This window comes from Nocardia jejuensis NBRC 103114 (assembly GCF_001613145.1).
GTDB classification, from domain to species: Bacteria; Actinomycetota; Actinomycetes; order Mycobacteriales; family Mycobacteriaceae; genus Nocardia; species Nocardia jejuensis.
The window spans coordinates 72,684-95,666 of the sequence record NZ_BDBU01000018.1; the positions used below are offsets into that span (position 1 = coordinate 72,684).

Consider the following 22,983-nt stretch of genomic DNA (forward strand, 5'->3'; position numbering starts at 1 on the left):
GGAGCGCTCCTGTCGTCGGGAACTGTCGATGTCGTGCTGCCGCAACGCGTGCGTCGCTAACTCTCGATCGCCGCGAGGAGTGCGTCGGTGTGCAGGAGGTCGGGCAGGACGAGATGTGCTCCGGCGTCGGAGAGTTCGGCGGGGGAGTAGCGGCCGGTGGCCACCGCGATGGCGAGGGCGTCGTGGGCGGCTGCGGCCGCTATGTCCAGCGGGGTGTCGCCGATCAGAACTATTGCGCGGCCGGTGAATTGGGCGTTGTACTTCTTCTCGGCCAGTTCACGGGCCACGACGACGAGGTCGGCCCGGATCGCGTGATCGTCGCCGAAGGCGGCTACCTCCAGGTCCAAGTGGTCGTCGGCCTGGATCTCGGCGAGTTTGAGCCTGCCGATTCGCTCGAGGTTTCCGGTGAGGACGGATTGGACGACATCGGGGTTTCGAGCAAGGGCCGCAATGGATTCCAATGCTCCGGGCAGGGCTCTGCCGCCGCCGGAGCGGAAGAGAGCGCGGGAGTCTTCGGCGACGTCGGCGGCGAGCCGGTGGAGCTCGTCCTGGCGATGCGCGTGCGCCGGCACGGCAGCGGCGATCAGGTCCCGGAGAATGGCGCGGTCGGTCCGGCCGGCGAAGGAGATGCCGGTCGGAGCGTCCACGCCGAACAGTCGCAGGAAGGCGGAACCCATCACGTGCAGGCCGAAACCGGCGGGATGCAGCAGAGTGCCGTCCAGATCCCAGAGCACGAGCTTGCGAGGTGCAACGTCGCTGGGTGCCACTACGAGAGGTCGAACTTTCCCGACTGCACAGCCCCGGTGAAGGTGTCCCATTCGGCCGGTCCGAAGACCAGTACGGGGCTGCGTGTGCCCAGTGTGGAGTCGCGCACGCCGATCGAGCCCTCGCTCAGGTGAGCAGCCTCGACACAGTCTTGGTTCGGGCCGCTGCGGCTGCTCTTGAACCAATCCGCCTTGGACAGCTCGGTACTCACTCGTGCTCCTTCGCGATGCTCAGCACCAGTTGCCTGGTTTTCTGCTCGCTCAGCGCCGTGGCGTTGAGCGTCTTGCAAGCTGCCCGGTACTGGTCCAGCTCTGTGGGCTTGTCCAGGTACAGTGCGCCCGTGTACCCCTCCACGTAAACCAACGGGGGTTCCGTCAGACGGGTGTCCGCGTACGCCGGGAACTCCATCAATGTGAACGTACCAACTATGAGCGGCAACGGCGTAGTAGTTCCCATGGGCACCACGCGAATTGACGTCGTGGCCAGCTTCGATGCCTCCACGATGTGATGCAGTTGTTCGGCCATCACGGCGGGGCCTCCGATCGGCCAGCGCAGGGCTGACTCGCAGAGGTACGCGGTGACGCTGAAGTCGGCCGGATCCTCGGTCAGCCGTTCCTGCCGTTTGGCCGAGATCTCGATGCGCTGTTCGACTTCCACCGTCGGCATGCCCGGAATCGCGGCCCAGATCACCGCGCGCCGATAGCCGGGCGTCTGGAGCAAGCCCGGCAGTAGAGACCCGTGGAGGGTGGTCAGCTTCCGGGCAGCCTCCTCCATGCCCAGGTAGAGATCGAAGTAGCTCGGTACGGCGGCTCCGTAGTCATGCCACCATCCTGGACTCTTGGTTTCCGCGACCAAGCCGATCAGCGCGGAGATGGTGTCGTCATCGGCGCCGTACAGCCTGCACAGCGCGTCGACGTCGATCTCGCGGATCTTCGGGCCGGGCTGCCCGGTCTCGATTCGCCACAGTGTCTGCGGTGACACGTCGATGAGTTTGTACGCCTTGACCTGTGGCACGCCGGATTGCTCGCGGAGCTGCTTGAGCGTCCGCCCGATCAGGCGACGTGGAACAGTGGAACCTGTGGCCATCGCTTAGCCTCGCTATCGGTCTTATGCAATTCAGGAATGATTATCCGTGCGTATCTGGAACCTGGAATTGTTTTGGCGCACTTTGCTTCATGGAACATTCCAAAGGCGTCGCGAGGCAGGTAGACCTGTAGTTACCTCGCGTCGTGCGATGTACTCGCGACCGGGCGACAACCAATCAGTCGACCACCTCGAGGATGTGACCGAAGATGCTCGGCCTTCCACCGATCGACCACGAATCCGTTCCGGAAGAGACGATGAGCTCCGTGCGAGCGCATCGAATCATGCAGGAACACAAGGCATGTCCGATCTCCGTCTGTGCGGCGAAGTCCCAGGCTCGACGCACACTGATCGAGGCCGGGCGCATCGTTCCGGCGGGCGCGGCGTCGATACCCGCACACCGCGCCACGGCGACGTCCGAGAGGTCGTTGTGACCACCCGCGCCGAAGTCGACCATCCGATGCCGAGCGAGCCTGTGCTGAGGCTCGAAGTGGCGGAGGAACTCATGCGCGCGCACGTGGATTGCCCGCAGGCGTGCGAGGCGAAGCACTATCTGACCGCGATCCTGTATTGGCTACGGGCCAAGTCGGATTCGGAATTCTCGGGTGGATGACGAGCCGAGATCCGGGGTGTCGGCGAGCGGGCCGGGCGGCGGCGCAGTGCGTGGCGGTATGCGCCCGTCGCCGATATCCGGGTATAGAGGGGGGATGACTCGCATCGGTGTCACCGGGCACATGAACATCACGCCGGATTCGGTTCCTTTGATTCGCGATGGGATCGTGCGGATTCTGGTGGCGGCGGGGGATCCGGCAGACCTGGTGGGTGTGAGCTGTCTGGCGCGCGGCGCGGACAGTGTGTTCGCGCGCGCGGTGCTGGATGTGGGCGGCCGGTTGGAGGTCGTCCTGCCGACCCGGGGCTACCGGGAACGGAAGGTCGAGCCCGACCACGTCGAGCTGTTCGACGAGCTGATCGCGCGCGCGACGCAGGTGCGGACCATGGACTTCGACGAGGCCGGTGCCCCGGCCTACGAAGCCGCGAACGAGGCCGTGCTGTCCTGTGTGGAGCGCTTGATCGCGGTGTGGGACGGCGAATCCGGCGAGCGCAGCGGAACCGGGACCGTCGTCGCGCTGGCCGATGCACGCGGTCTGCCCATCGATGTCATCTGGCCCGAGGGCGCGCAGCGCGACTGATCGGGCCGTCACATGCCGACCTGTGGTCGTCGATCCGCACGCCTTCCACCGCGATGCTCACCGTCGTCTCGGGGATCACCCAACGTCGGCCGTGCTCGACCCTGAGGTGCCGCTAGAGACGCGTGGCGGTATGGACAAGGTGGGCAACGGCTTTGGACCTGCTGTGTGGTGGCCAGGCGATGACGGTCGTGACGGCTGGTGCGTCCGGGACGGGGACGATGGCATGGTCGTCGCGCAACTGGGCTCGAAGGGACTCGGGCACGAGCGCGCACGCGAGTCCGAGCGCGATCAGTTGGAACAGTTGGGTATGGTCGCGCACCTTCGGGCCGGGACCGGCCGGGTAGCTGCCATCCGGTCCCGGCCAGCGTGGCAGGGGCAGGTTCGTCAGGGTTTTGACCTCGGCCATCGGCACATACGCCCGGGTGGCGAGGGGGTGACCGGAGGGCAGGACCACGACCTGCTGCTCGGTGCACAGGTCCTCGGTGTCGAATCCGGCTGTCGCGTCCCAGGGCCGGTGCAGCAGAGCGACATCCGCGTGTCCGGTGCGCAGCAGGGTTTCCGGTTGGCCCGGCGCGCACAGCATCACCTCGACCGCCACGGCGTCCGGTTCGGCGGCGTAGGCGTGCAGCAGTTTGGACAGCAGTTCGCTGGAGGCTCCGGCCTTGGCGGCCAACACCATCCCGGGATGGTCGGGCGCGGCCCGGCGGGTTCGCCGCTCGGCGGCCTCGACCGCTTCGAGTGCGAGCCGGGCCTCGCGCAGCAGCACCGATCCGGCCTCGGTCAATCCGATCGCGCGCGAAGTGCGGTGCAGCAGAACGACTCCGAGCCGTCGTTCGAGCTGCTGGATCGCCCGCGACAGCGGTGGTTGCGCCATCGCGAGCCGCTGTGCCGCCCGCCCGAAGTGCAACTCCTCGGCGACGGCGACGAAGTATCGCATCTCCCGTGTCTCCACGATGCCATCATATTCGGCGCTCACCACGGCCGATACCCGTGCGGTATCCCCGAGCACTCGATCGGTCTTGGACGCCGCATCCGAGTCGGCAACATGATCGACGGCATGAGTGAACGGACGATCGCGCTGGTGACCGGCGCGAACAAAGGAATCGGATACGAGATCGCCGCGGGCCTGGGCGCGCTCGGCTGGCGAGTCGGTGTGGGCGCGAGGGATCGGGAACGCCGCGACACCGCGGTGGAGAAGCTGCGCGCGGCCGGGGCCGATGCGTTCGGTGTGCCGCTCGACGTGACCGACGACGCGAGCGTCGCCGCCGCGGCCGAGCTGATCGCCGAGCATGCCGGAGGGCTCGACGTGCTGGTCAACAATGCCGCGATCGCCGGCGCCATGCCGCAGATACCCACCACGCTCGATCCCGTGACCGTGCGAGATGTCGTGGAAACCAACGTGATCGGCGTCCTGCGTGTCACCAACGCCATGCTGCCGATGCTGCGCGACTCGGCCTCACCGCGAATCGTCAACATGTCCAGCAGTGTGGCCTCGCTCGCCCTGCAGAGCACGCCCGGCATCGATATGGGCCAGGTCCCCGCTGCCTACCTCGCGTCGAAGACCTTCCTCAACGCCCTCACCATCCAGTACGCCAAGGAACTGAGCGACACGAATATCCTGATCAACTCCGGCTGCCCCGGTTACACCGCCACCGACCTCAACGGCTTCCAAGGCGTCCGCACACCGGAGCAGGGGGCGGCGATCGCGATTCACCTCGCGACTCTGCGGGCGGACGGACCGACGGGCGGATTCTTCGACGATGCCGGAACGGTGCACTGGTGACGGGCACGCCGGTGCGAACCGTTCCCGACCTCAGCCTGCCATCGCGCGCCGAAGGAGAAGCAAGACAATGACGAAGGCTGTCAGGTACGACGAATTCGGCGGAATCGACGTCCTGCGGATCGACGAGGTCGACCGCCCCGTGCCCGCGGGCACACAGGTCCTGGTGCAGGTGCGAGCGACCGGTATCAACCCCGGAGAGGCGGCCGTACGCACGGGTGCGATGAGGGACATTTTTCCCTCGACATTTCCGTCCGGGCAGGGCAGCGATCTGGCCGGAGTGGTCGTCGAACTCGGTCCCGATGTCGACCGATTCTCGGTGGGCGACGAGGTGATCGGATTCTCCGAGCTGCGGGCCGCTCATGCCGAACTCGTCCTGGTCGAGATCGACAACCTCACCCCCAAACCGGAGAACATCTCATGGGAGGTGGCGGGCGCTCTCTACATCGCCGGCACGACGGCATGGGGAGCAGTGCATTCGATACAGCTCGAGAAGGGCGAGACCGTCGTCGTCTCCGGAGCGGCCGGAGGAGTCGGCTCCTTCGCCGTCCAGCTCGCGCGCCGCGCCGGGGCCACGGTCATCGGCCTGGCGAGCGAGCGCAATCACGAGTGGCTGCGCAGCCACGGCGTGATCCCCGTCGCCTATGGTGACGGCGTCGGTGAACGGATCGAGGCCAACGCGCCCAACGGCATTCATGCCTTCATCGACGCCTACGGCGGCGGGTACGTCGAACTGGCGCTCGCCCTCGGTGTCCCAGCCGAGTGGGTCGACACGACCATCGATTTCGCGGCGGCGGCGAAGTACGGGGTCAAGACCGAGCCCGGAACCGAGGGCAGGGCGGGCGCCGAGGTGCTCGCCGAACTGGCCGAGTTGATCGCCGACGGACAACTCGAAGTCCCGATCGCGAACGTCTACCCGTTGACGCAGGTTCGCCGGGCGTACGCCGAACTCGAACGCAGGCACACCCACGGAAAGATCGTGCTGATGCCCTGAGGTGAACCGCCACAACGTAACTCGCTGCCGACGGGATCACCGGAGGGCTGGTGGCGACGAAATGTTCAGGCGGTCGGTTGGGTCTGCTCGCGAGCCCGGGGTGTGTCCTACGGCAGCGATTCTCGATGCTCGCGTCGATAGGCGCCCGGCGCGAGCTGGTATTCCCGTTTGAACGCCTTGGCGAAGGCGAATTCCGAGGTGTAGCCCACCTGGTGGGCGACGACCGCCAGCGGTGCCGGATCGCGGCGCAGCAGGCGGGCCGCCGTGATCATCCGCCAGCGAGTCAGGTAGGTCAGCGGTGGTTCACCGACCAGCCTTGTGAACCTCCGGATGAAAGTGGCTCGCGCCAAGCCGATCTCGCTTGCCAGTCGGTCCACGGTCCATGGTTCGGCGGGGTTCGCGTGCATCATGTGCAGGGTGCGGCCGATCGCCGGATCGGTCATCGCCGCGGTCCACCCGGTGGTTCTCCCGTCGTGCCACGCTCGCAGGATGTAGATCAGCAGCGCGTCCACCAATGCGGTGACGATCGCGTCGCCGCCGGGGTCCCGCGCCTCGATCTCGGCGCTCAGCAATTCGACAGCGCCGTACAGGCGAGAATGTGCGTGGCCGGACAGGTGAACCACATCGGGAAGGCCGGTGAGCAGTGGATGCCGTGCGCCTGTCTCGATCTGATACGCCCCCGACACCACGGTGGTTTCTGCGCCGTCGCCGCCGACGGCGATTCTTCCGACGCGGCGGTCCACAACCAGATCGGCGGGCGCGGTATCGGGGCTGTCGGCAAGCCAGTGCACCACCCCGCTGGGCATCAGCACGACGTCCCGGGCTCGTAGCGCAAGCGGCTCGGTGCCCTGACGGAGCAGCCAGCAATCACCGTGCACGATCACGTGGAAGCCGAATCCCCTCCGTCCTCCGAACCGCAATCCCCAGGGAGCGCGGGCGCTGGTGTGCACCGACAGGGCGGGTGCCGTTGTCAGCGCGGCCACCGCATCGCTCAGAACGTCGATCGCCATCGCCTCTCCCCGGTGATCCGATTGAGCATGTTTCGAGCATAACTGGCCATGGTTCGGATCATTGTCGAGCAATAGCGTCAGTGCGGCACAGCATTTCGCAAGCCATCTCGAATCATCGACAGGAGAGCGCTATGTCGCACACCCCGACCGTCATCGTCACCGGTGCCGCACACGGCATCGGCCGTGCCATCGCCGAGCGACTCGGTTCCCCGGGCGCGGGCATCATCGTCAACTACCGTTCCGATGCCGCGGCGGCCGAGTCCGTCGTGGCCGCCATCCGCGCGGGTGGCGGTGACGCCACGGCAGTGCGTGCCGATGTCGCTGTGCCCGAACAGGTCAGCCGCATGTTCGAGGTCGCGCGCACACAGTACGGCGACCCGAATATCGTGGTGCACTGCGCGGCCGTCACCCACTTCACGCCGATGGCCCAGGCCACCGATGCCGACTACGACCGAGTATTCGACGCCAACGCCAGAGCCACGTTCGCCACCCTGCGCGCGGCCGCGACCCATGTGGTGGACGACGGACGAATCATCGTCATTTCCAGTGGCGCGGCGGTGGTTCCGCGCGCCGATGCGGGCCTGTACGCCGCCAGCAAAGCCGCAGGCGATCAGCTCGTTCGGGTATTGGCAACCGAGCTCGCGTCCCGCCGCATCACCGTGAACAGTGTGCGCCCCGGCCCCACCCGCACCGAAAAAGTCGCCGCGACAGTGCAGCCCGATCAGATCGCCGCTATCGCCGCCGGAATTCCACTCGGCAGGCTCGCCGAACCCGCTGACATCGCGGATGTGGTCGCCTTCCTGGCCTCGGATGGTGGCCGGTGGATCACCGGCCAAACTCTCCACGCCGGTGGTGGGATGTTCTGAACGGTGGGTGGGCCGCAGGCAGCGCGACGGTCCAAGGCCAGTCGGTCTCAGTACGCGGCATCGTCCATGGCTGCCCGGATCGCTTCGCACAGCGTATAACTCAGCGCTCGTGGCGCGAGTAGGGAGTCGGCTTGGGCCAGAACGGCTTCGGCTTGGGCGGGGACGTCCGCGGAAGGATATTCGCCGTCGGCTTCCTTGACACCCATGGCCCGCCACAGAAGCCTCATGCCGAGGCAGCGTTCATCGTCGGGCAGCCCTCGAAGATGGAAGCAGACGTGATCCATCCGCCACATCGCCAAGGTTTCGTCGAGCAGCCCGAATCGCCAGGCACGTCCATAGATTCCGGCGACCACATCCCAGGGGTCTGCGATCGGGCCATCTGCGAGATCTCGCTCTGTCTGCGCGGCAAGGTCTTTCAATATCAGCAGAACCCGGTACTCGGTCGGCTCGTCGCGCGCGGCGAGAGCGCGGATGGCCGGCCATCGGAACCCCTGATCGAGAAGGATTCGCGCGATACCGGGCCAGCACTCCTCGTCGAGCATGCCCTTGTCCGCCAGTACAGCCAGAGCGTGTATCACCTGCGCGGTCGCACGGTCATCCGCGTTCGTGATCATCGACCCAGGCTGCGTACGGTCGGTATTTCAGCAAGCACCCCATCGAGATACGGCCGAAGGCCCGCTCGACGCAGCCGACCTCCGGTCATCCACACTCACCGATCCGAACGCACTACTTTGCTGTGACCCGCGCGTTCGGGAACGGTGAAATTGGTGGATTTCGGTGAGTTCGCGGTAGAGCAGGCCTGACGGCAAACCCAGTGCGGTGTAGCCGACAGCGGTTCAGTAGAGGTGTTCTATCGCGTCCCCATAGGTGAAATATGTTGTGGGCGTGCCGATTTCAGGCGAGTTGCGCGCCGGATGCGGGGGTGGCCAACTGCTGGGTCTCGGGCGCGGCGCTGGTTTCGCGGAGGAGCAGTATGCCGGTGGCGGCGATCAGCGCTGCGGTCAGGCCGTGGACGCCGAGCGCGGTGGCCGTGGAGCCGTGGTGCGCCAGGACGTTGATCATGTCGCCGACCGGGGCGGCGGCAGTCATCAGCATGACCCAGCCCAGGGCGCGGCGCTGGCCGGTCACCAGCAGGACCCCCGTCCCCAGGCCCATCGCGAGTTCGCGGCAGCCTTTCACGATGAGGAAGCCGCCGCCATCGCCGGCGGGAATGTTCGGCAGCCCGAACCCTTGGGCGGCGCTCTCGGGAGTCAGGAGGAATGAGATCGCGAGGTAGAAGGTGAATAGAACGACGGCGGTGGCCAGAGCGGTGTTGAGGGTCTTTCGTGACATGGTTGTGCTCCTGCGGGATTCAGACATGTTGTCCGGCAAGGCATTCGGCCCTGCTGAGAGGTTTGCTCGGCTGGTTCCGCGTGTGCGGACCGGCCGGGGGGTGAATCGTCGAGTCAGCTTCCGGTGGTCGGTATTTCGCCGGGTGTCAGCTCGAGGGTGAGGTGGTAGATCATCGGTCGTGCGGTGAGGTCGAGGCCGTCCTGCATCCGCAGTGTCAGCTCACGCCATTCCGGCGTGCCGAGGGCTTTGCCCAGCGCAGTGCCGCTGTCCCAGTCTCCGACGTTGACGAACACCGCCTCTGCCGCGTCACCGGCTGCTTGGAACATCCGGGTGCGGCGGAACCCGGGCGCGGCCGCCATGTACTGGGCGGTGCCGAGCCAGCGTTGCAGGAACAGGTCCCGCTGTGCCGCAGGGACGGACATCGTATTGATCACCGTGACGGGCGCTTCGGTGTCCAGGTCGACGGGCTGGGGGGAGTTGGTTGCGTTCGACATATTGTCACGTTAAATGACAATACGATTACCTGTCAATCCTGTTATGTGACAGTCTTGTTGAGTCGCTAATATGAGGTCATGGTGAACCAGCCGTTGGACTCGCGCGCGGTCTTCTTGTTGTCGCAGATCGGCCATCACGTGGCGTACCGGTTCACCGAGCAGCTGACGCGGTTGGATCTGGACCCGGCACACTTCGCGGTCTTGGGTCATCTCGCGGCAGCGGATGGTCGCAGTCAGCAGGAACTCGCGGATCTACTTCGGGTGCACCGCAACGCGATGGTCGGACTCGTCGACGAGCTGGAGCAGCGCGCCCTGGTCACCCGGCGCACGCACCCGGTTGACCGTCGCGCACACGCGGTCCACCTCACCGATCAGGCCCGCGAGGCTCTCGCGGCGATTCAATCCGAGGCCGACGCACTGGAAGCGGAAATCCTCGCACCACTCGACGGCCCCGAGCGAGCGCTGCTCCTTCCGTTGCTCCATCGCATCGCCGCGCACGCCGAACTCCCTGCAGGCATCCACCCCGGCCTGCAACGACGGCGCCGCGCGCGTCGAGAACCGCAATGAACACAGTCCGCTGATGGCCGGCTTCAGCACGGTCGACGAATCGAGATCGTTCCTGACGCGGCAGGAACTTTCCGATCCCTTCTCCTGATCCGATCGGCCGATGAGTTTGCGGCTCCCGGTCGGTCAAAGCTCATGACACCCTACGAAAGGACACCGCCATGTCGGAGCTTCTCGTCGACTTCATCACCTCGCTCGACGGTTACGCGTCGGGGGAGGGATGGCCCGGGTTCTGGGGCCTCGAGGGTCCGGAGTATCTCGCATGGCTCGGGGAGCAGCCCGAGGCCACCCACCTGATGGGGGCGAACACCTATCGCCTGATGTCGGGCTTCGCGACCGGCCAGGTCCCCGATGGCCAAGACGAGTTCAGGCCGGAAGAGGAGGCGTCCGTCGACGGGCTCACGAAAGCGTCGAAGGTGGTGTTCTCCTCCTCGCTCGAGGAGCCGCTGACGTGGGCCAACTCCACGCTCGTCCGTGACGACGCCGTCGAGGCCGTCCGCGCCATGAAGTCGAGTGGTTCGGGGCTCCTCACCACGATCGGCAGCTTGAGCCTGTGCCGGTCCCTGCTACGAGCCGGACTCGTCGACCGATTCCGGGTCGTGATGTTCCCGGTCATCACCGGTGCCACGGGCGCGGAACGTATCTACGACGGCTATCCGGACGTTGCCCTCGAGATGATCGAGCACCGCACCTTCGACGGCCGCACTCAGCTGGTCGAGTACAAGCCCCGCGTCCTCGCGCACCCCCCGCTCGGGGCCCCCGCGTAACGTCGCCTGCCCACCGGTCCGGACCGGTGGACTCCGGGTATCGGTGGTGGCTGGACCGAAGCGACGCTGAACTCGTGCACCGAGCCGACACCTGTCATGTGGCGCGCTGTTCGCAATGCAGCGGAAGATCAACCAGCCCTGGCCATTCGAGGTCTCGCCCACGAGAAGCCCGCGGGCGACGCAGCCGGAGTGGACGCGCCTGGTGTGGATCAGCGAGCGATCGAGATCGCGAAGGGTGCGAATCCGGTGGATCGGATTACGGGCGGTACGAACAAGATCGCGGCTTCGGGTGCGCGTGCGGTCGCGATACCTCCGAGGTCCGTGATCCATTCCCGATGCCAGCCGAGGTCCGCGAGCAGCGTTGCGACGACCTGCTTGGCCTGCGGGTCCTCGCCGGAGAGGAACGCGGTCGGCGGCTGGGTGAGCGTGGCGGGCGCGGTCATCACCGAGAACAGCATCGTGTTGAGCGTCTTGACGACCTGCGTCTCGGGGAGCGCTTCCTGGAGTTGCTCCGCGAGGCTCGATCCGGGGTAGATGAGCGCAGCGGGCAGGCCGTCCGGTCCGTCGACGGTGGCGTTGGAAACGTCCACGAGGATCTTGCCGCGCAGGTGGTCTCGCAGCGCGGTGAGCCGCTCCAGCGATCCGTCGCCCGGCGTGGCGTTGATGACGATCTGTGCTGTCCGGGCGGCGTCGGCCGCAGCGCCCGGCGAGCGGTCCGCCACGGTTACCGTGTGCCCGGCCCGGGTGAGGGCGGTGGCCAGGCCGCCGCCGACGCGGCCGCTGCCGAGAATGGCGATCTTGCTCATGGTGAAAGTCCTTCTGGTTGTTGGGTTCTGGTCAGCGGGAGAGTGTGGCGACCGCATCGGCGTGCATGCCGGGCGCCGCGGCCAGGAAGCTCTCGCTCCCCAGGGTCCAGGGGCGGCCCTCGGCGTCGGAGATCCGTCCGCCGGCCTCGGCGACGAGCAGCGCGCCGGGCAGCAAATCCGCACGGCCCCCGGCGAACTGCCAGAAGGCGTCGATCCGGCCCGCCGCCACATTCACCAGATGCAGGGTGGCGGGCACGGCCACGCGCACCACGAGCGCGGCGAGGAGCATCTCGGTGATCGAGGAGCCGACGCGCCGCACGACCTTCTCGTCCTCGTCCGGCCTGGCCTGGCTCGTGGCCACGATGCTCAGCCCGAGGTCCTCGGTTCCCGACACGTGCAGCGGCCGCCCGTCGAGGTGGGCGCCGCCTCCGGCGAGCGCGGTATAGGTCTCGCCGGTCAGCGGTAGGTGGATCGCGGTGAGCACCGGCTGGTTGTCACGCACGAGGGTGGCGGTCACCGCCCACTCCGGCAGGGCGTGCAGGTGATCGACGTTGCCTTCGACCGGATCCACGACCCACCATTCACCGGCAGGAAGAGCGCCGCCCTCCAGCTCTTCCGTCACCCAGCGGGCATCCGGGCGCAGCGCTTCGAGGCGGGGACGCAGGATGTCGAGCACCGAATCGTCGTTGGCGGCAAGCGCTTCCATCAGCTCTTCGCGGGTCCGGTACCGGACCACATCGCCGAAGCGCTCCCGCAGGACCGAACTCGCCGCGCGTACGGCGATCGCGGTCTCTGCGAGCAGTTCGGCGTCGGAAGACGTTGCGACACTGGTGTTCTGAGTTGTTTCGAGCATGACGGGTGCTCCGATCCGGGCAAGGAGAATGAGATCAACCGGGCGAGGAATCGTGGATTCTTGCGCCGCACCTCGAACATTAGGAGCGGCAATGATTAACATCAAGTGCATGTAAAGCACGGCTAGCATGACTCTCATGCAATTGGATTTGAATCTGCTCGCCGCGCTCGACGCTCTCCTGGAGGAAGGCAGTGTGGCCGGGGCGGCCGAGCGCCTGTACGTCACCGCCCCCGCGATGAGCCGCAGCCTCGGCCGAATCCGGCGCTCGACGGGCGATCAGATCCTGGTGCGCACCGGGCGAACGATGACCCCGACGCCCTACGCGCTCGCCGTCCGGGAACAGGTGCACGACCTGTTGATGCAGGTCCAGGGCGTGCTCGCGCCGAGCCGCGAACTCGACCTCGCGACGCTCGACCGCACCTTCGCGCTGCGCTGGCATGACGCGCTGGTCGCACTCGGTGGCCCCGCGCTGCTCACCGCGGTGCGCGAGCAAGCGCCGGGAGTACGTTTGCGCTTCATCGCGGAATCGAGCATCGATACCCCCGAGCTGCGCCGCGGCGAAGTCGACCTCGCCGCGAACGCGGACCGCCCGACCGCACCCGAGATTCGCTCGGAGCAGGTGGCCGAGACCCGGCACGTCATCGTCGTACGGCAGGGTCACCCGCTCACCCGTATCGAGACCGTCACCGCCGCGCGGTACGCCGCGGCCGAGCACATCGCCGTCTCGCGGCGCGGCAAACTCACCAACAACCTCGACGAGGAACTGGCGCGACTCGACCTCACCCGACGCGTGGTGGCGACCGCACCCACCGAACGAGCCGCCCTCGAGTTCGTGCGAAACTCCGACCTCCTCGTCACAGCCCCCGAATCCACAGCGCGCGCGGTCGCCGCCGATCTCGCCCTGGCCCTGCTTCCACTTCCATTCGACCTGCCGCCGGCCCGTGCGTACCTCTCTTGGCATCAGCGCTACGACACCGACCCCGCGCATATCTGGTTGCGCGACCTGGCGCGGACCGCGTTGACCGCTGCGATGAGGGGGCAGGACTAGCGTTCCGGCGATCCCGGACTCGAGAGTTTGTCGGCGAGGGAACGTTCGTCGGCCAGAGACGGCAGTCGCACCGTGTGCAGGACCTTCATCGCCAAAGCGGTTGCGATACCGCCTTTCTCGACCCGAGGCGGAGTCGGATGTCCGTCACCGCCGAAACCTGAGCGATCCGGGACGTCTTGTACTGCCGCGATGTTCGCGGTTCGAAACGGACACGGCGGAGGTCGATCGGGAGGCAGCTGGTAGGCAATCGACTGTGTCGGCCGCCGCGGAGATTCAGCGGGTAGCGACGTCAGAATTCGGCTCGGAACGATCTCCGACGACCGGACCGCGCACGGTCTTCGAGACCCGGGCGGACGAGCGGTGGCCCGTCGCGCCCGTCTCGGCGGCGAAGCGGAAGTCAGAAGCTGCCGGTGCCGGGCTTTTCGGCGTGGGGGTTTCCGGTATCGTTGCAGCCGTTGGCGTTCGGATCATCGGGCGGTGGCGGCGGTGCGCCGACCGGCGGCGCGACGGTGTTCACCGTGAGGGTTGCGGTCGCCTCGTTCGCGGTCGCGACGATGGTGTGCGCGCCCGTGGTCGTCGGAACCCATCTGACCGATTTCTCCACCGCGGGGAATACCCGGCTCGAGCCGGTGGAATCCTTGCCGCCCACCCGCCAGTAGGCGGCGAAGCACCGACCGTTGTCGGTGAAGACGACCCGGTTGTCGGAGTCGGCGCCACCCTGGCCCGGTATGGAGGTGATGTGGTACTCGGCCCCGGTCACATAGCCGCCGGGCGGGGGCGCCTCGAGGCTCATGTCGATTTGGGTGGCGGCGGCTGCGGACGGAGCCATTGCGACCACCACCGTGGCCATGAAAGCTGTTGTGCCCCAGCCTATTCGTCGCGTCGGCGAACAGTTCGAACTCATCTCTCACTCCAGTTCCCCCCTGAGATCAGGGTCGCCGAACGCTAACACCCGGAATTAGTGAAATGTAGCGACTTCAGATAGGCGTGTTGGGTGATTGTCGGGGACGGCGGTGTTTTCGACTCCACCTGCGCGATCGTCGGCGGTGTTCTGGTCGTCAGCGAGATCGAAATGCCCACCGCCGCCTCGGCATCACCGATGAGAGGCTTCTGGGCCAACTCTTGATCTTGACCTCGAGCGCGGTTGAGCTTCTAGCGTCGATGTCGACGATAGGAGTTCGACCATGACAACACTGGTTACCGGCGCTACCGGCAACACCGGCCGGCACGTGGTGAGGGAGTTGATGCGCCGAGGGGATCGGGTTCGCGCTCTGACGCGCAATCCTGCTGCGGCCTCAGGGCTTTTCGTGCCGGAGGTGGAGTTGGTGGCGGGCACGCACACCGCTCCGGAAACTCTGGGGCCTGCCCTCGAAGGGGTCAGCCGATTGCATATCACCGTGACGTCGGGGCTCGCCGAGGTCGGTCCCGAGCTGGTGCGTCGGGCGGTCGATGCGGGCGTGCGGCGTATCACCGTGGTGTGGGGTGGCACGGTCGGGCCTGTCGAGCAGGCAGTGGCGAATTCTGGTGTGGAGTGGACGCGGCTGGAGCCGCAAGAATTCATGTCGAACACGTTGAACTGGATCGACAGTGTGCGGGCCGAGGGCGTCGTGCGCGAACCGTTCGACTTCCCCGGTGCTGTGGTGCACGAGGCCGACGTTGCGGCCGTGGCGGCGGTGGCACTGCTCGACGACGGCCATGCGGGACGTGCTTACAACCTCACCGGTCCGCAGTCGCTCACGCCGAGGGAGCGGATCGCGATCCTGTCTCGAGCTGTCGGTCGTGATATCGCCTTCGTCCCGATCACTCATGAGCAGGCCGTCGACCGGTTGATAGCCGCCGGTGTACCTCGAGCGGATGCCGAATATGTGATCGGCTGGCACGCCGCAGCCCACGACGCCTCGACGACCGTCGTCGACACCGTCGAGAAGGTCACGGGTCGTCCAGCGCGGACTTTCGACCAATGGGTCGACGAGCACACGGAACGTTTCCAGAAGCCTGAGGTCACCGATCCGGTGACGCCGCGCGGGTCGGCTTCGGATGCGGGCAAGACGAATCGGCACGGTGAACCCGACGACCTCAACGATCGAGGCGCCGGCGAATTATGAACGTCACGGCTGCTACGGCCGACAGCAGCGCCCCGGCAGGCCACGATCCATGGCCGACGACGACGACCGCCAGGATCGACGTGGCCAAGCCCAGGAATTGGAGCTGTTTCGAGAACCATGCCCGGCCGCCCTGCCCGGGAACCCATCCCAGCGCGACCAACTCCGTCCAAATCTGGTTTCCGACCTGATCCTCGTCGCGATCCCTCGGCAGAGGAACGGCATCTCGCTCCCTGGGCCAGTAGTACGGAAATACCTCGACGCGACTGATGGCATGGTTGAGGTGGATTTCGTAGCGGAAGGGTGTGGTGGTCTGGTACCCGCGGTAGGGACGTTCCACCACCAACCCGAAATCTGCCGAGCTCACTGTGAACAGTCGCTCATCCAGCACGCTCCGGAGTCGGCGTTCCAGCTCGTCGGCCGTGGTGTTGTCGGAGAACTCACAAGATCACCGTACGGTCGCCGAGATGAGTTGCGTAGCAGCAATATCGACTCCGGTGCTCGGACACGGATCTATGCAGCGGCAACGGGTGGAGGTCGGTATCGAAATCCGCTCATGGCGCGTGGCGCGCTGACCGAACCGGCCACCGCGGGCGGGGCGTAGGTTCGCGGGCCGAGCTGATCTGGCGTCGGCCGAATGCGCCAAGTTGCTGAATTCCGGTCGATTGGCTGTGTCCGCACGAACCTGATCCGGCGATGATTCTGCACGGATCGCTCTGGGGGAGTGTGAGAGTCGGCCTATCTACACTCGAACCGTGGATAGGGAAATCGGTGCTGTCTGGGAATTGCGAAGGCAGAAAACGGTACTCGCGCGTATCACGGTCACCGGTGAGGACGAGCAAGCACTTCTCGGAACATTCGCCGCCGAGCCCGAGTTCGGTGAGGTAGCGCCGTTGTTCTTGACCCAGTCCGTACTCGGACTGTTGAGCCACGCCGAGATAACCGACAGCATCGCTCGTGTCTGGGAGGGGCTGTACGACACGATCTGCCGGTCGATGGTTCTCATCGGCCCCTCCGGTCCGTTGCAGGACTTCGAGCTGAGCATCTACGACACCGAAGGTGAGTTCGCGCAGCCGGGACGAGAAGCCACAGCCGAGTTCGACTGGGGTTATCGTGATCGGTTCGCATGGTGGGCTGATCGGCGGAACCGATTTCACCGCGGCTAGCCCGACCCACAGCAGCGGCCAACCATCCCACGCACTCGGCTCCGTGCCGGGTGCCCCGCGGTTCGGAACGACTCCGTGGCTCGGCCGAAGGCGAGAGGGGCGGCACAGTCTCGGGCCGCTGAAAGTCTGACCGGGTCGGATCCGCCTGCTTTGCGACTCGGGCCGACTTCAGGACGGCTGGCTATCCAGGGCTGGACAATTCGCTTGGTCGCCACCATGATCTCCAGAGCGCAAACGTTCGACATCGGGGGGTTGGGGAATATGGAGAAGTCGCGGAAAGTTATGGCGGCCAGCGTGATTCCAGTCGCCGCTCAGTCGTTGTGTCCCCGTCGTTGCGTACAACAACGGACACTCACCATCGCTCTGTCCTAACCGGTCAGTGATGAATGCGGCGAGACTGACTGCTAGGCAGGCACATTCACCCCGGTCGAGTCCTGGTCGATGGACGCCCATCGGCCAGCTGCCGTTACCACCCGCGACGGTTCACCGATCTCAGTAATCCTCCACCGCTCCAGGCGGATACAGATCGAGCACAATGTCGAGGCCGAACGCACCCAGTTCGGCGAGCAGATCGGCAGGCAGCACGCAGCCGCCCTGACCGTTCTGACTGCCGAAGCCGAGAAACAAGTCTATCTCGCACTCGATGGACAAGCGAGCCAACTCCTCACGACACCCATCCACCAAATCGATCAGCGCCCGGACATGGTCCGCGAGGTCGCTGTCGTTGGCCAATCCGCTGTGCCGGATCCAGAGGCTGCTCTCGCGTCGAGATCCGGCCGTATTCCGGGGATTCACAAGGCTGCCCCGCTCGAACTGCCGGTCAGCCGTGATGCCCAGCCGAGCTGAGATCTCGCTCGCGCTGACTGTCTGACTAAGGATGCGGATCGAACCTGTCGACCACTTCATGTCCTCTGACGGCGGCTGTATCTTCACATCTGCTGACACGCCTTCACCATCGCAGACGGGGTTGTGGAATTCGCTTTTCAAGCCGCATCAGGACCGGCTCGACCGATTGCAGCAGGCCCCAATCGAACAATGCGCAGTAGGGGCGCCTGCGCCCGGATCCCGGGTCGACGGCGTCGAATTCGATTCGGTGTCCGCTCGATCCGAGGTCGATGTCTTCGGCGAACGGACCCAGACCGGAGTCCAGAAATTCTTCCTCCGTGCACGACCACGGAGTCAGGTCCGCGATCGAATCCCACTGCGGCGCACGAAGGTCCGGGCTTCTGAGCAGCCGATGGAGGAGATGACAGGGTCCCACCGCCCTGAATTCGAACTGCATGCCGGGCCAGAACGACAGGTCCCATCGCGCCGATCGGATCTCTCGGTTGCCGTGAATTTCGATGTGTTCGGAATCCGCAGCGCCCCACGCGGCTACATACTCGGCGAGGGTCGTGAAGTTGTTGGTGGCGTCGCCGTACCACCACCGCGCCTCGGCGGTCGCGGTGTCGGCGCGGGTCGCGCCTACCCGCTCGAGCAGTTCCTCGGCCTGTGACGGGGCACTCCGGCACATCGGGTGAAGCATCGACAACTGAAAGTCGTACAGTGTTGTCACAGGTTCGCCGGCCATCTTGCCCTCCCCGTTGGCGCGATCGGAATCGAACGTACCAGCTCAAGGAATCAGGCTGTTCTCATCAATCGGCCTCGGCCGATCTAGCGACGGAACCGTCTCGCGCTGACCACATTTGGTCAGCGCGGCAGCCGCTCATCAGGTGTAGACGTTGCGGCCGTACTCATCAGGCGGAAGCGTGAAATCGTCGGGTCGCTCGATACGCAGCCGGTTGTACCGTCGCCCGAACTCGGTGATGGCCTCGCCGAGGCCGCAGCCCGTTTCGGTCCTGATGCCCTGGAGCGCCTCGATAGCATTCTCGGTGAGAATCAGGTCGTCGACCGAGGTCTCGTCATTCACCAGTTCAGTCTGTCGGGGGCGCTTCAAGATCGGCAACCGAAATCCGTGCGGCCTTGCTGCGAGAAGGAAACGGTAGAACCCACTTGCCGCCAGGGTGACGTGCGCAGTTCTGTTCTGCGACAAGAACACCGGGTGGATAGGGTGAAGCGATGTATCTTGGGTTTGCGTCGATCCTGAAATGCCTCGCTCACCGAGCGTGCATGCCATGTCGCGGCGCAGGGGATTCGAGTCGGCTGCAATTGGACCGTTGGCTGGAAAGCGTTAGACCGCTGTGAGCGTGCAGTCACCCGAATGACCTCGATACATGGCGCGGAAGCGCTATGGGAGCTGCTGAGCGAGTGTCTCGCGCGCGGCGTGGGGTGTTTCCACCGGCAGAGCGGGCGACCAGATCCCAGTCGCGGTGCCCTTCTCGACATGCTCACGGTACGTAGTGACCTTGCCGTGAATGATTTCCAGGCTTTCCGTCAGCTGGTTGATCTTGTCCCGCACTGCCTTCTCGTGGGATTCCAACAGCGCGAGGCGCTCTCGCTCGTTACCCGGTCCCGACCGCACCAGCTGAGCGAACGCCTTCAATGTCGCGATGGGCATGCCGGAACCGCGCAGGCGATTGCACAGCAAAAGCCATTGGACATCGACCGCGTCGAAGGCTCGCTGTCCGCCGGCGGTGCGTGGGATCGGGCGCAGGAACAACTCTTCACGCTCGAAGAACCGCAGGGCGTGTACGCCGAGACCCGTGGCCTTCGCTACGTCGCCGATGGACAGACCGCCCGGTGGTGTCATCACCGCTCCTTGGCTTGACCTAGATTGCACTCTAGATTTTAGGTTGTACCGCATGTCAATCACACGGCAGTACCCGATCGACTCGGGCTTGGGTGCAGGCAGTACCACGGACGAAGTCCTCGCCGGTATCGACCTGACCGGCAAGAACATCCTGATCACCGGCGGCTATTCCGGTCTGGGCAAGGAAGCGACGGTAGCGCTCGCGCGCGCCGGAGCGCGAGTGATCGTACCCGCGCGCCGCCCCGACGTCGCTCGCGACGCGCTCGGCGGTGTCGCCCGCGCGGAGGTCGGCGAACTCGACCTGGCTGACCTCGGCAGCATCCGGATCTTCAGCGAGCGGTTGCTCGAAACCGGCACGACACTCGACATCATCATCAACAACGCGGGTGTCATGGCCTACCCGCACCGAAACGTCTCTTCCGGCTGGGAAGCGCACCTGGCCATCAATCACCTCGGGCACTTCGCACTGATCAACCGGCTGCGGCCCGCGCTGGCGCACACCGGAGCCCGAGTGGTATCGGTCGCGTCGTCGGGGCACTTTCTCAGCGATATCCGGTGGGATGACCCACATTTCGCGCACGGCTACGATCACTGGCTCGCGTACGGACAGTCCAAGACCGCCAACTCTCTCTTCGCCATTCATCTCGACGCCCTCGGCGGGGGACTGGGCGTGCGCGCCTTCGCTGTCCACCCGGGCAGCATCCTTACCCCTCTGCAGCGCAACATCTCTCCGAGCGAACATCGTGCGCAGGGGTGGATCACCGCCGAGGGGCGCCACGCAGAGGGCTTCAAAACACCTGTTCAGGGTGCGGCAACGGGGGTATGGGCGGCCACCTCCCCGCGATTGGACGGCTACGGCGGCGTCTACTGCCAGGACTGTGACATCGCGAGTCCGGCGACCACCGACGACCTACTCATCGGCGGCGTCAAACCGTGGGCCGTCGATCCCGAATCCGCAGCCCGCCTGTGGAACCTGTCGGCCGATCTCACCGGGCTCGACAACTTCTCCTGACCGCGATCACGCGGTCTTCACCGGCCCCAGAATGGTTGCAGCGCAAGCCTGTCCGGATCTCGAAGCTCACTGCCACGCTCGCGAAGTGACTTTCGCTGATGAAACCGTGCCCTGCGCTATCCCGCGTTCGACTGAACCGGGACGAGTGCTGGTCGCAGGAAGCGTTGCGATACAACGACGTTTGCTATCGCCGATACTCAGGATTCGATGGCGAGTCGAAGGCCGAAGGCGATGAGTACGGATCCGGTCAGGGCCTCGAGGCGGCGGCGGATGCGCGGGGCTCGCATCCAGTTCGAGATCGTTCCCGAGGCGGCGACGAGGGCGGCGCAGTACAGGGCGGTCAGGAGCACGTAGACCAGGCCGAGGCCGATCGTCGTCCACATCACCGGGTAGTTGTCGGGGACGAAACCGGGTAGGAAGGTCACGAACAGGATGCCGATCTTCGGATTGAGAACGTCGGTGAGCAGGCCGGCGCCGAAGCTGCCGAGGCGGTCGAGGGGTGAGGTCGCGACAGTCGGGGCGGCATCGCTCGCGGGTGGGCGTCGCAGAGTGCGCAACGATTGCACGCCGATCCAGATGAGGTAGCACGCTCCCACGATCTGGAGCAGCTCGTAGCCGATCTCGCTGGCCTGCAACAGCGCGGACAGCCCGAGTGCGGCGGCGATCACCCACACCATCAGTCCGCACAGCACGCCCGCCGACGTGCGGATCCCGGCGGTGCGTCCACCTCGAACGAGGCTGCGCACCACGACGAGGGTGTCGGGTCCGGGGAGCAGTACGAGAACGACCGCGGCCAGCGTGAACGACAGGAGTGCGACGACCATCGACCCATGGTAAACAGTGGCCGGTTTTGCTCCGGACGGCCATTCCCTGGACGGCCTCGGCCGGACGGCTATCGGGCCGGGGCGGGTGAGTTCGCGCTGTCCTGCGGTGAGTGCGTGGATGCTCCGACGAGATCCTGCGCCGCTGTGATCATGAGCTGCCTGCGCTCGGCGGGCAGCCGATCCAGGAGCGTGGTGAAGGCCTGCGCGCGTTCGGTGAGCACCCGTGCGACCACCGCCTCGCCCGCCGGGGTCACCGTGAGATAGACCCGGCTGCGATGGGACGAATCGCGCTCTCTCGCAAGATATCCCTGCGATTCGAGGCGGTCGCCGAGCCGCGTGACCGACGACGGATCCGCCCCGAGCGCGCGAGCCAGTCGCGTCGAGGGCGTCGGCCCCAGCGAGGCGAGCGTCAGCAGCAGCCGCATCTGCGGGAAACTCACCCCGGCCGGAGCCGCGTGAGCGCTGTTCCAGGCTATGCCGACGAGCAGGCGGGTGAGCGCCTCCATCGCCGCGATCTCGGCGGCGACGGAGGACTCGGTCGGCGTCATCGGCCTATCCGGCCTTCTGCGGCACCAGCGAATTGAATTTGTTGGTGTAGAACTTGCCGGCGTCGAGGTTGCCGTGAATCGCGCCGGTGTCCTGCAGCCAGCTTTCCCAGCGGGTGAAGTCCTGATCGGAGATCTCACCGTGCGGAGTGGGGATGCCGACCGAGAGCCAGTACTGCAGCGTCGTGGTCTTCTCGCCGTTTCGGTGACGACCCTCGATGATCTGGGTGAACTTGGCGATCACCTGATCGCGAGGTGTGGTGCGCTCCCATTCGATGGCCTTGGCGATGCCGGTGGTGAAGGCGCGCACCGTATCGGGGTTCTTGTCGATGAAGTCGTTCCGGAACACGTACGGACCGCCGTTGAACGGCCCGTACTGATCGATCTCGGTGAACACCGGGCGCAATCCGCCGACGGCGAGCGCGCGCTGCTGGAACTGACCACCGAGCGCGGCCGCGTCGATCTGCCCCTTGCGCAGCGCGTCCTCGGTGTTCGGCGGTGGCAGGGCCACCAACTGCACCGAATGGATCTGATCGAGGGTCGCGCCCGCCTTCTTCAGCGCATCGTGGATATCGGCCTCGTTCTGGCCGCCGAGGGTATTGACGCCGACCTTCTTGCCGATCAGATCCAGCACCGAATGAATGGCACTGTCCTCGGGCACGTAATACCCGATGAACGATTTCTCGTCCGCGCCGTATTCGTTGACCACCGCGGTGACCGGTGATCCCGCGCTGATCAATTTCGCGACCGCTCCGGCGAACGCGCCGCCGAAATCGACCTGACCGGTGGCCGCGGATTGAATCTCCTGCGGACCGCTGATCGTATTACCGACCCACTCCAGCTTGACTTTTCCGTCGAAGAAGCCGAGATCCTCCGCCACCTCGGGCAGCGTCACCTGATCCGACCAGCCGAGATAGCGCAAAACGGCCGCACCGTTCTCGACGCGCACATCGTCGCTCTTACCGCAGCCGACTACAGCCGTGCAGCCGATGGCAGTTATTGCCGACCACACCAGGGCATTGCGAAAACGACGCGATCTCATGGGATTTCCTCTCCGAATGACGCGATGTCCCGCCGGGCAGAACATCCGCCG

30 protein-coding genes are annotated in these 22,983 nt (G+C 65.8%); 11 read left to right on the forward strand and 19 right to left on the reverse strand.

Annotation, left to right across the window (positions count from 1 at the left end; translation table 11 throughout):
* Positions 1 to 56 precede the first annotated feature (56 nt).
* Genes NJ1_RS13965 through NJ1_RS13975 form a run of 3 tightly spaced genes read right to left on the reverse strand, consistent with a single transcriptional unit; the run spans position 57 to position 1,851 of the window.
* Entirely contained in the window at positions 57 to 767 is a 711-nt protein-coding gene (locus tag NJ1_RS13965) for an HAD family hydrolase (RefSeq protein WP_067693129.1), read from the reverse strand.
* Positions 767 to 976, reverse strand: a complete 210-nt coding sequence (locus NJ1_RS13970; protein ID WP_067693132.1) for a DUF397 domain-containing protein — start codon at positions 974 to 976, stop codon at positions 767 to 769. The genes NJ1_RS13965 and NJ1_RS13970 overlap by 1 nt, the downstream gene beginning before the upstream one ends.
* Positions 973 to 1,851 carry a helix-turn-helix domain-containing protein gene (locus NJ1_RS13975; RefSeq protein WP_067693135.1) on the reverse strand — a complete coding sequence of 293 codons (879 nt, stop codon included), beginning with the start codon at positions 1,849 to 1,851 and terminating at the stop codon, positions 973 to 975. The genes NJ1_RS13970 and NJ1_RS13975 overlap by 4 nt, the downstream gene beginning before the upstream one ends.
* A 427-nt stretch (positions 1,852 to 2,278) precedes the next feature.
* Here NJ1_RS13975 and NJ1_RS40190 point away from each other — a divergent pair, with 427 nt between their 5' ends.
* Both NJ1_RS40190 and NJ1_RS13985 read left to right on the forward strand, forming a co-directional pair.
* Positions 2,279 to 2,461, forward strand: coding sequence for a hypothetical protein (locus NJ1_RS40190; protein ID WP_084478178.1), 183 nt, complete (start codon positions 2,279 to 2,281; stop codon positions 2,459 to 2,461).
* A 94-nt stretch (positions 2,462 to 2,555) separates the two neighbouring features.
* Positions 2,556 to 3,038 carry a type 2 periplasmic-binding domain-containing protein gene (locus NJ1_RS13985; protein ID WP_067693141.1) on the forward strand — a complete coding sequence of 161 codons (483 nt, stop codon included), beginning with the start codon at positions 2,556 to 2,558 and terminating at the stop codon, positions 3,036 to 3,038.
* 112 nt (positions 3,039 to 3,150) lie between these two features.
* Here NJ1_RS13985 and NJ1_RS13990 read toward each other — a convergent pair whose 3' ends face one another.
* Entirely contained in the window at positions 3,151 to 3,990 is an 840-nt protein-coding gene (locus NJ1_RS13990) for a LysR family transcriptional regulator (protein WP_067693895.1), read from the reverse strand.
* Between the two features lie 105 nt (positions 3,991 to 4,095).
* Here NJ1_RS13990 and NJ1_RS13995 point away from each other — a divergent pair, with 105 nt between their 5' ends.
* Entirely contained in the window at positions 4,096 to 4,821 is a 726-nt protein-coding gene (locus NJ1_RS13995; RefSeq protein WP_067693898.1) for an SDR family oxidoreductase, read from the forward strand.
* A gap of 67 nt (positions 4,822 to 4,888) precedes the next feature.
* A complete protein-coding gene (locus tag NJ1_RS14000; RefSeq protein WP_067693145.1) occupies positions 4,889 to 5,812 on the forward strand; it encodes an NADP-dependent oxidoreductase in 924 nt (307 codons plus the stop codon).
* Positions 5,813 to 5,919: 107 nt separating this feature from the next.
* On the opposite strand, the gene NJ1_RS14005 is transcribed toward NJ1_RS14000, so the two are convergent.
* Positions 5,920 to 6,822, reverse strand: a complete 903-nt coding sequence (locus NJ1_RS14005) for an AraC family transcriptional regulator (protein WP_084478180.1) — start codon at positions 6,820 to 6,822, stop codon at positions 5,920 to 5,922.
* 131 nt (positions 6,823 to 6,953) lie between these two features.
* Between NJ1_RS14005 and NJ1_RS14010 the strand changes: the two genes are divergently transcribed.
* Positions 6,954 to 7,688, forward strand: coding sequence for an SDR family oxidoreductase (locus tag NJ1_RS14010; RefSeq protein WP_067693148.1), 735 nt, complete (start codon positions 6,954 to 6,956; stop codon positions 7,686 to 7,688).
* Between the two features lie 47 nt (positions 7,689 to 7,735).
* Here NJ1_RS14010 and NJ1_RS14015 read toward each other — a convergent pair whose 3' ends face one another.
* The 3 genes from NJ1_RS14015 to NJ1_RS14025 all read right to left on the reverse strand — a co-directional run bounded on the left by NJ1_RS14015 (position 7,736) and on the right by NJ1_RS14025 (position 9,514).
* Positions 7,736 to 8,302 carry a hypothetical protein gene (locus tag NJ1_RS14015; protein WP_067693151.1) on the reverse strand — a complete coding sequence of 189 codons (567 nt, stop codon included), beginning with the start codon at positions 8,300 to 8,302 and terminating at the stop codon, positions 7,736 to 7,738.
* Positions 8,303 to 8,582: 280 nt separating this feature from the next.
* A complete protein-coding gene (locus NJ1_RS14020; RefSeq protein ID WP_067693154.1) occupies positions 8,583 to 9,020 on the reverse strand; it encodes a DUF4267 domain-containing protein in 438 nt (145 codons plus the stop codon).
* Positions 9,021 to 9,133: 113 nt separating this feature from the next.
* Positions 9,134 to 9,514 carry an antibiotic biosynthesis monooxygenase family protein gene (locus NJ1_RS14025; RefSeq protein WP_067693157.1) on the reverse strand — a complete coding sequence of 127 codons (381 nt, stop codon included), beginning with the start codon at positions 9,512 to 9,514 and terminating at the stop codon, positions 9,134 to 9,136.
* A 78-nt stretch (positions 9,515 to 9,592) separates the two neighbouring features.
* Here NJ1_RS14025 and NJ1_RS14030 point away from each other — a divergent pair, with 78 nt between their 5' ends.
* On the forward strand, positions 9,593 to 10,081 hold the full coding sequence (locus tag NJ1_RS14030) for a MarR family winged helix-turn-helix transcriptional regulator (protein ID WP_067693160.1): 489 nt from the start codon (positions 9,593 to 9,595) through the stop codon (positions 10,079 to 10,081).
* 158 nt (positions 10,082 to 10,239) lie between these two features.
* Entirely contained in the window at positions 10,240 to 10,845 is a 606-nt protein-coding gene (locus NJ1_RS14035) for a dihydrofolate reductase family protein (protein ID WP_067693163.1), read from the forward strand.
* 209 nt (positions 10,846 to 11,054) lie between these two features.
* Here the strand turns inward: NJ1_RS14035 and NJ1_RS14040 are convergent, their stop codons facing one another.
* Together NJ1_RS14040 and NJ1_RS14045 are read right to left on the reverse strand one after the other, a co-directional pair.
* On the reverse strand, positions 11,055 to 11,651 hold the full coding sequence (locus NJ1_RS14040; protein WP_067693166.1) for an NADPH-dependent F420 reductase: 597 nt from the start codon (positions 11,649 to 11,651) through the stop codon (positions 11,055 to 11,057).
* Between the two features lie 31 nt (positions 11,652 to 11,682).
* On the reverse strand, positions 11,683 to 12,504 hold the full coding sequence (locus tag NJ1_RS14045) for an inositol monophosphatase family protein (RefSeq protein WP_067693169.1): 822 nt from the start codon (positions 12,502 to 12,504) through the stop codon (positions 11,683 to 11,685).
* Positions 12,505 to 12,640: 136 nt separating this feature from the next.
* Here NJ1_RS14045 and NJ1_RS14050 point away from each other — a divergent pair, with 136 nt between their 5' ends.
* Positions 12,641 to 13,552 (forward strand): LysR family transcriptional regulator, encoded by a 912-nt coding sequence (locus NJ1_RS14050; RefSeq protein WP_067693173.1) that lies wholly within the window; start codon positions 12,641 to 12,643, stop codon positions 13,550 to 13,552.
* Positions 13,553 to 13,949: 397 nt separating this feature from the next.
* Here NJ1_RS14050 and NJ1_RS14055 read toward each other — a convergent pair whose 3' ends face one another.
* Positions 13,950 to 14,381: a hypothetical protein gene (locus NJ1_RS14055; RefSeq protein ID WP_157573951.1), complete on the reverse strand. Its 432-nt coding sequence runs from the start codon at positions 14,379 to 14,381 to the stop codon at positions 13,950 to 13,952.
* A 355-nt stretch (positions 14,382 to 14,736) separates the two neighbouring features.
* Here NJ1_RS14055 and NJ1_RS14060 point away from each other — a divergent pair, with 355 nt between their 5' ends.
* Positions 14,737 to 15,657, forward strand: coding sequence for an NmrA family NAD(P)-binding protein (locus NJ1_RS14060; protein WP_084478182.1), 921 nt, complete (start codon positions 14,737 to 14,739; stop codon positions 15,655 to 15,657).
* Here NJ1_RS14060 and NJ1_RS14065 read toward each other — a convergent pair.
* Positions 15,629 to 16,045 (reverse strand): hypothetical protein, encoded by a 417-nt coding sequence (locus tag NJ1_RS14065; RefSeq protein ID WP_067693179.1) that lies wholly within the window; start codon positions 16,043 to 16,045, stop codon positions 15,629 to 15,631. The two genes, NJ1_RS14060 and NJ1_RS14065, sit on opposite strands and share 29 nt — an antisense overlap.
* Before the next feature lie 364 nt (positions 16,046 to 16,409).
* Here NJ1_RS14065 and NJ1_RS14070 point away from each other — a divergent pair, with 364 nt between their 5' ends.
* The gene (locus NJ1_RS14070) at positions 16,410 to 16,820 is read left to right on the forward strand and encodes a hypothetical protein (RefSeq protein WP_157573952.1); all 411 of its coding nucleotides are present in this window, start codon (positions 16,410 to 16,412) and stop codon (positions 16,818 to 16,820) included.
* A gap of 492 nt (positions 16,821 to 17,312) precedes the next feature.
* Here the strand turns inward: NJ1_RS14070 and NJ1_RS14075 are convergent, their stop codons facing one another.
* The 4 genes from NJ1_RS14075 to NJ1_RS14090 all read right to left on the reverse strand — a co-directional run bounded on the left by NJ1_RS14075 (position 17,313) and on the right by NJ1_RS14090 (position 19,509).
* Positions 17,313 to 17,765: a DUF4279 domain-containing protein gene (locus NJ1_RS14075; protein ID WP_157573953.1), complete on the reverse strand. Its 453-nt coding sequence runs from the start codon at positions 17,763 to 17,765 to the stop codon at positions 17,313 to 17,315.
* 4 nt (positions 17,766 to 17,769) lie between these two features.
* Positions 17,770 to 18,333, reverse strand: coding sequence for a hypothetical protein (locus NJ1_RS14080; RefSeq protein WP_157573954.1), 564 nt, complete (start codon positions 18,331 to 18,333; stop codon positions 17,770 to 17,772).
* A gap of 195 nt (positions 18,334 to 18,528) precedes the next feature.
* On the reverse strand, positions 18,529 to 18,729 hold the full coding sequence (locus NJ1_RS14085) for a hypothetical protein (RefSeq protein ID WP_218025194.1): 201 nt from the start codon (positions 18,727 to 18,729) through the stop codon (positions 18,529 to 18,531).
* Between the two features lie 318 nt (positions 18,730 to 19,047).
* Entirely contained in the window at positions 19,048 to 19,509 is a 462-nt protein-coding gene (locus NJ1_RS14090; RefSeq protein ID WP_067693191.1) for a MerR family transcriptional regulator, read from the reverse strand.
* 52 nt (positions 19,510 to 19,561) lie between these two features.
* Between NJ1_RS14090 and NJ1_RS14095 the strand changes: the two genes are divergently transcribed.
* Positions 19,562 to 20,521: an oxidoreductase gene (locus NJ1_RS14095; RefSeq protein WP_067693194.1), complete on the forward strand. Its 960-nt coding sequence runs from the start codon at positions 19,562 to 19,564 to the stop codon at positions 20,519 to 20,521.
* A gap of 197 nt (positions 20,522 to 20,718) precedes the next feature.
* On the opposite strand, the gene NJ1_RS14100 is transcribed toward NJ1_RS14095, so the two are convergent.
* The 3 genes from NJ1_RS14100 to NJ1_RS14110 form a co-directional block, all read right to left on the reverse strand.
* Entirely contained in the window at positions 20,719 to 21,345 is a 627-nt protein-coding gene (locus NJ1_RS14100) for a LysE family translocator (RefSeq protein WP_067693196.1), read from the reverse strand.
* 68 nt (positions 21,346 to 21,413) lie between these two features.
* Positions 21,414 to 21,893 carry a MarR family winged helix-turn-helix transcriptional regulator gene (locus NJ1_RS14105; RefSeq protein WP_067693199.1) on the reverse strand — a complete coding sequence of 160 codons (480 nt, stop codon included), beginning with the start codon at positions 21,891 to 21,893 and terminating at the stop codon, positions 21,414 to 21,416.
* Positions 21,894 to 21,897: 4 nt separating this feature from the next.
* Complete coding sequence (locus NJ1_RS14110; RefSeq protein WP_067693202.1) at positions 21,898 to 22,932, reverse strand: ABC transporter substrate-binding protein; 1,035 nt, start codon at positions 22,930 to 22,932, stop codon at positions 21,898 to 21,900.
* Between the last annotated feature and the right edge of the window lie 51 nt (positions 22,933 to 22,983).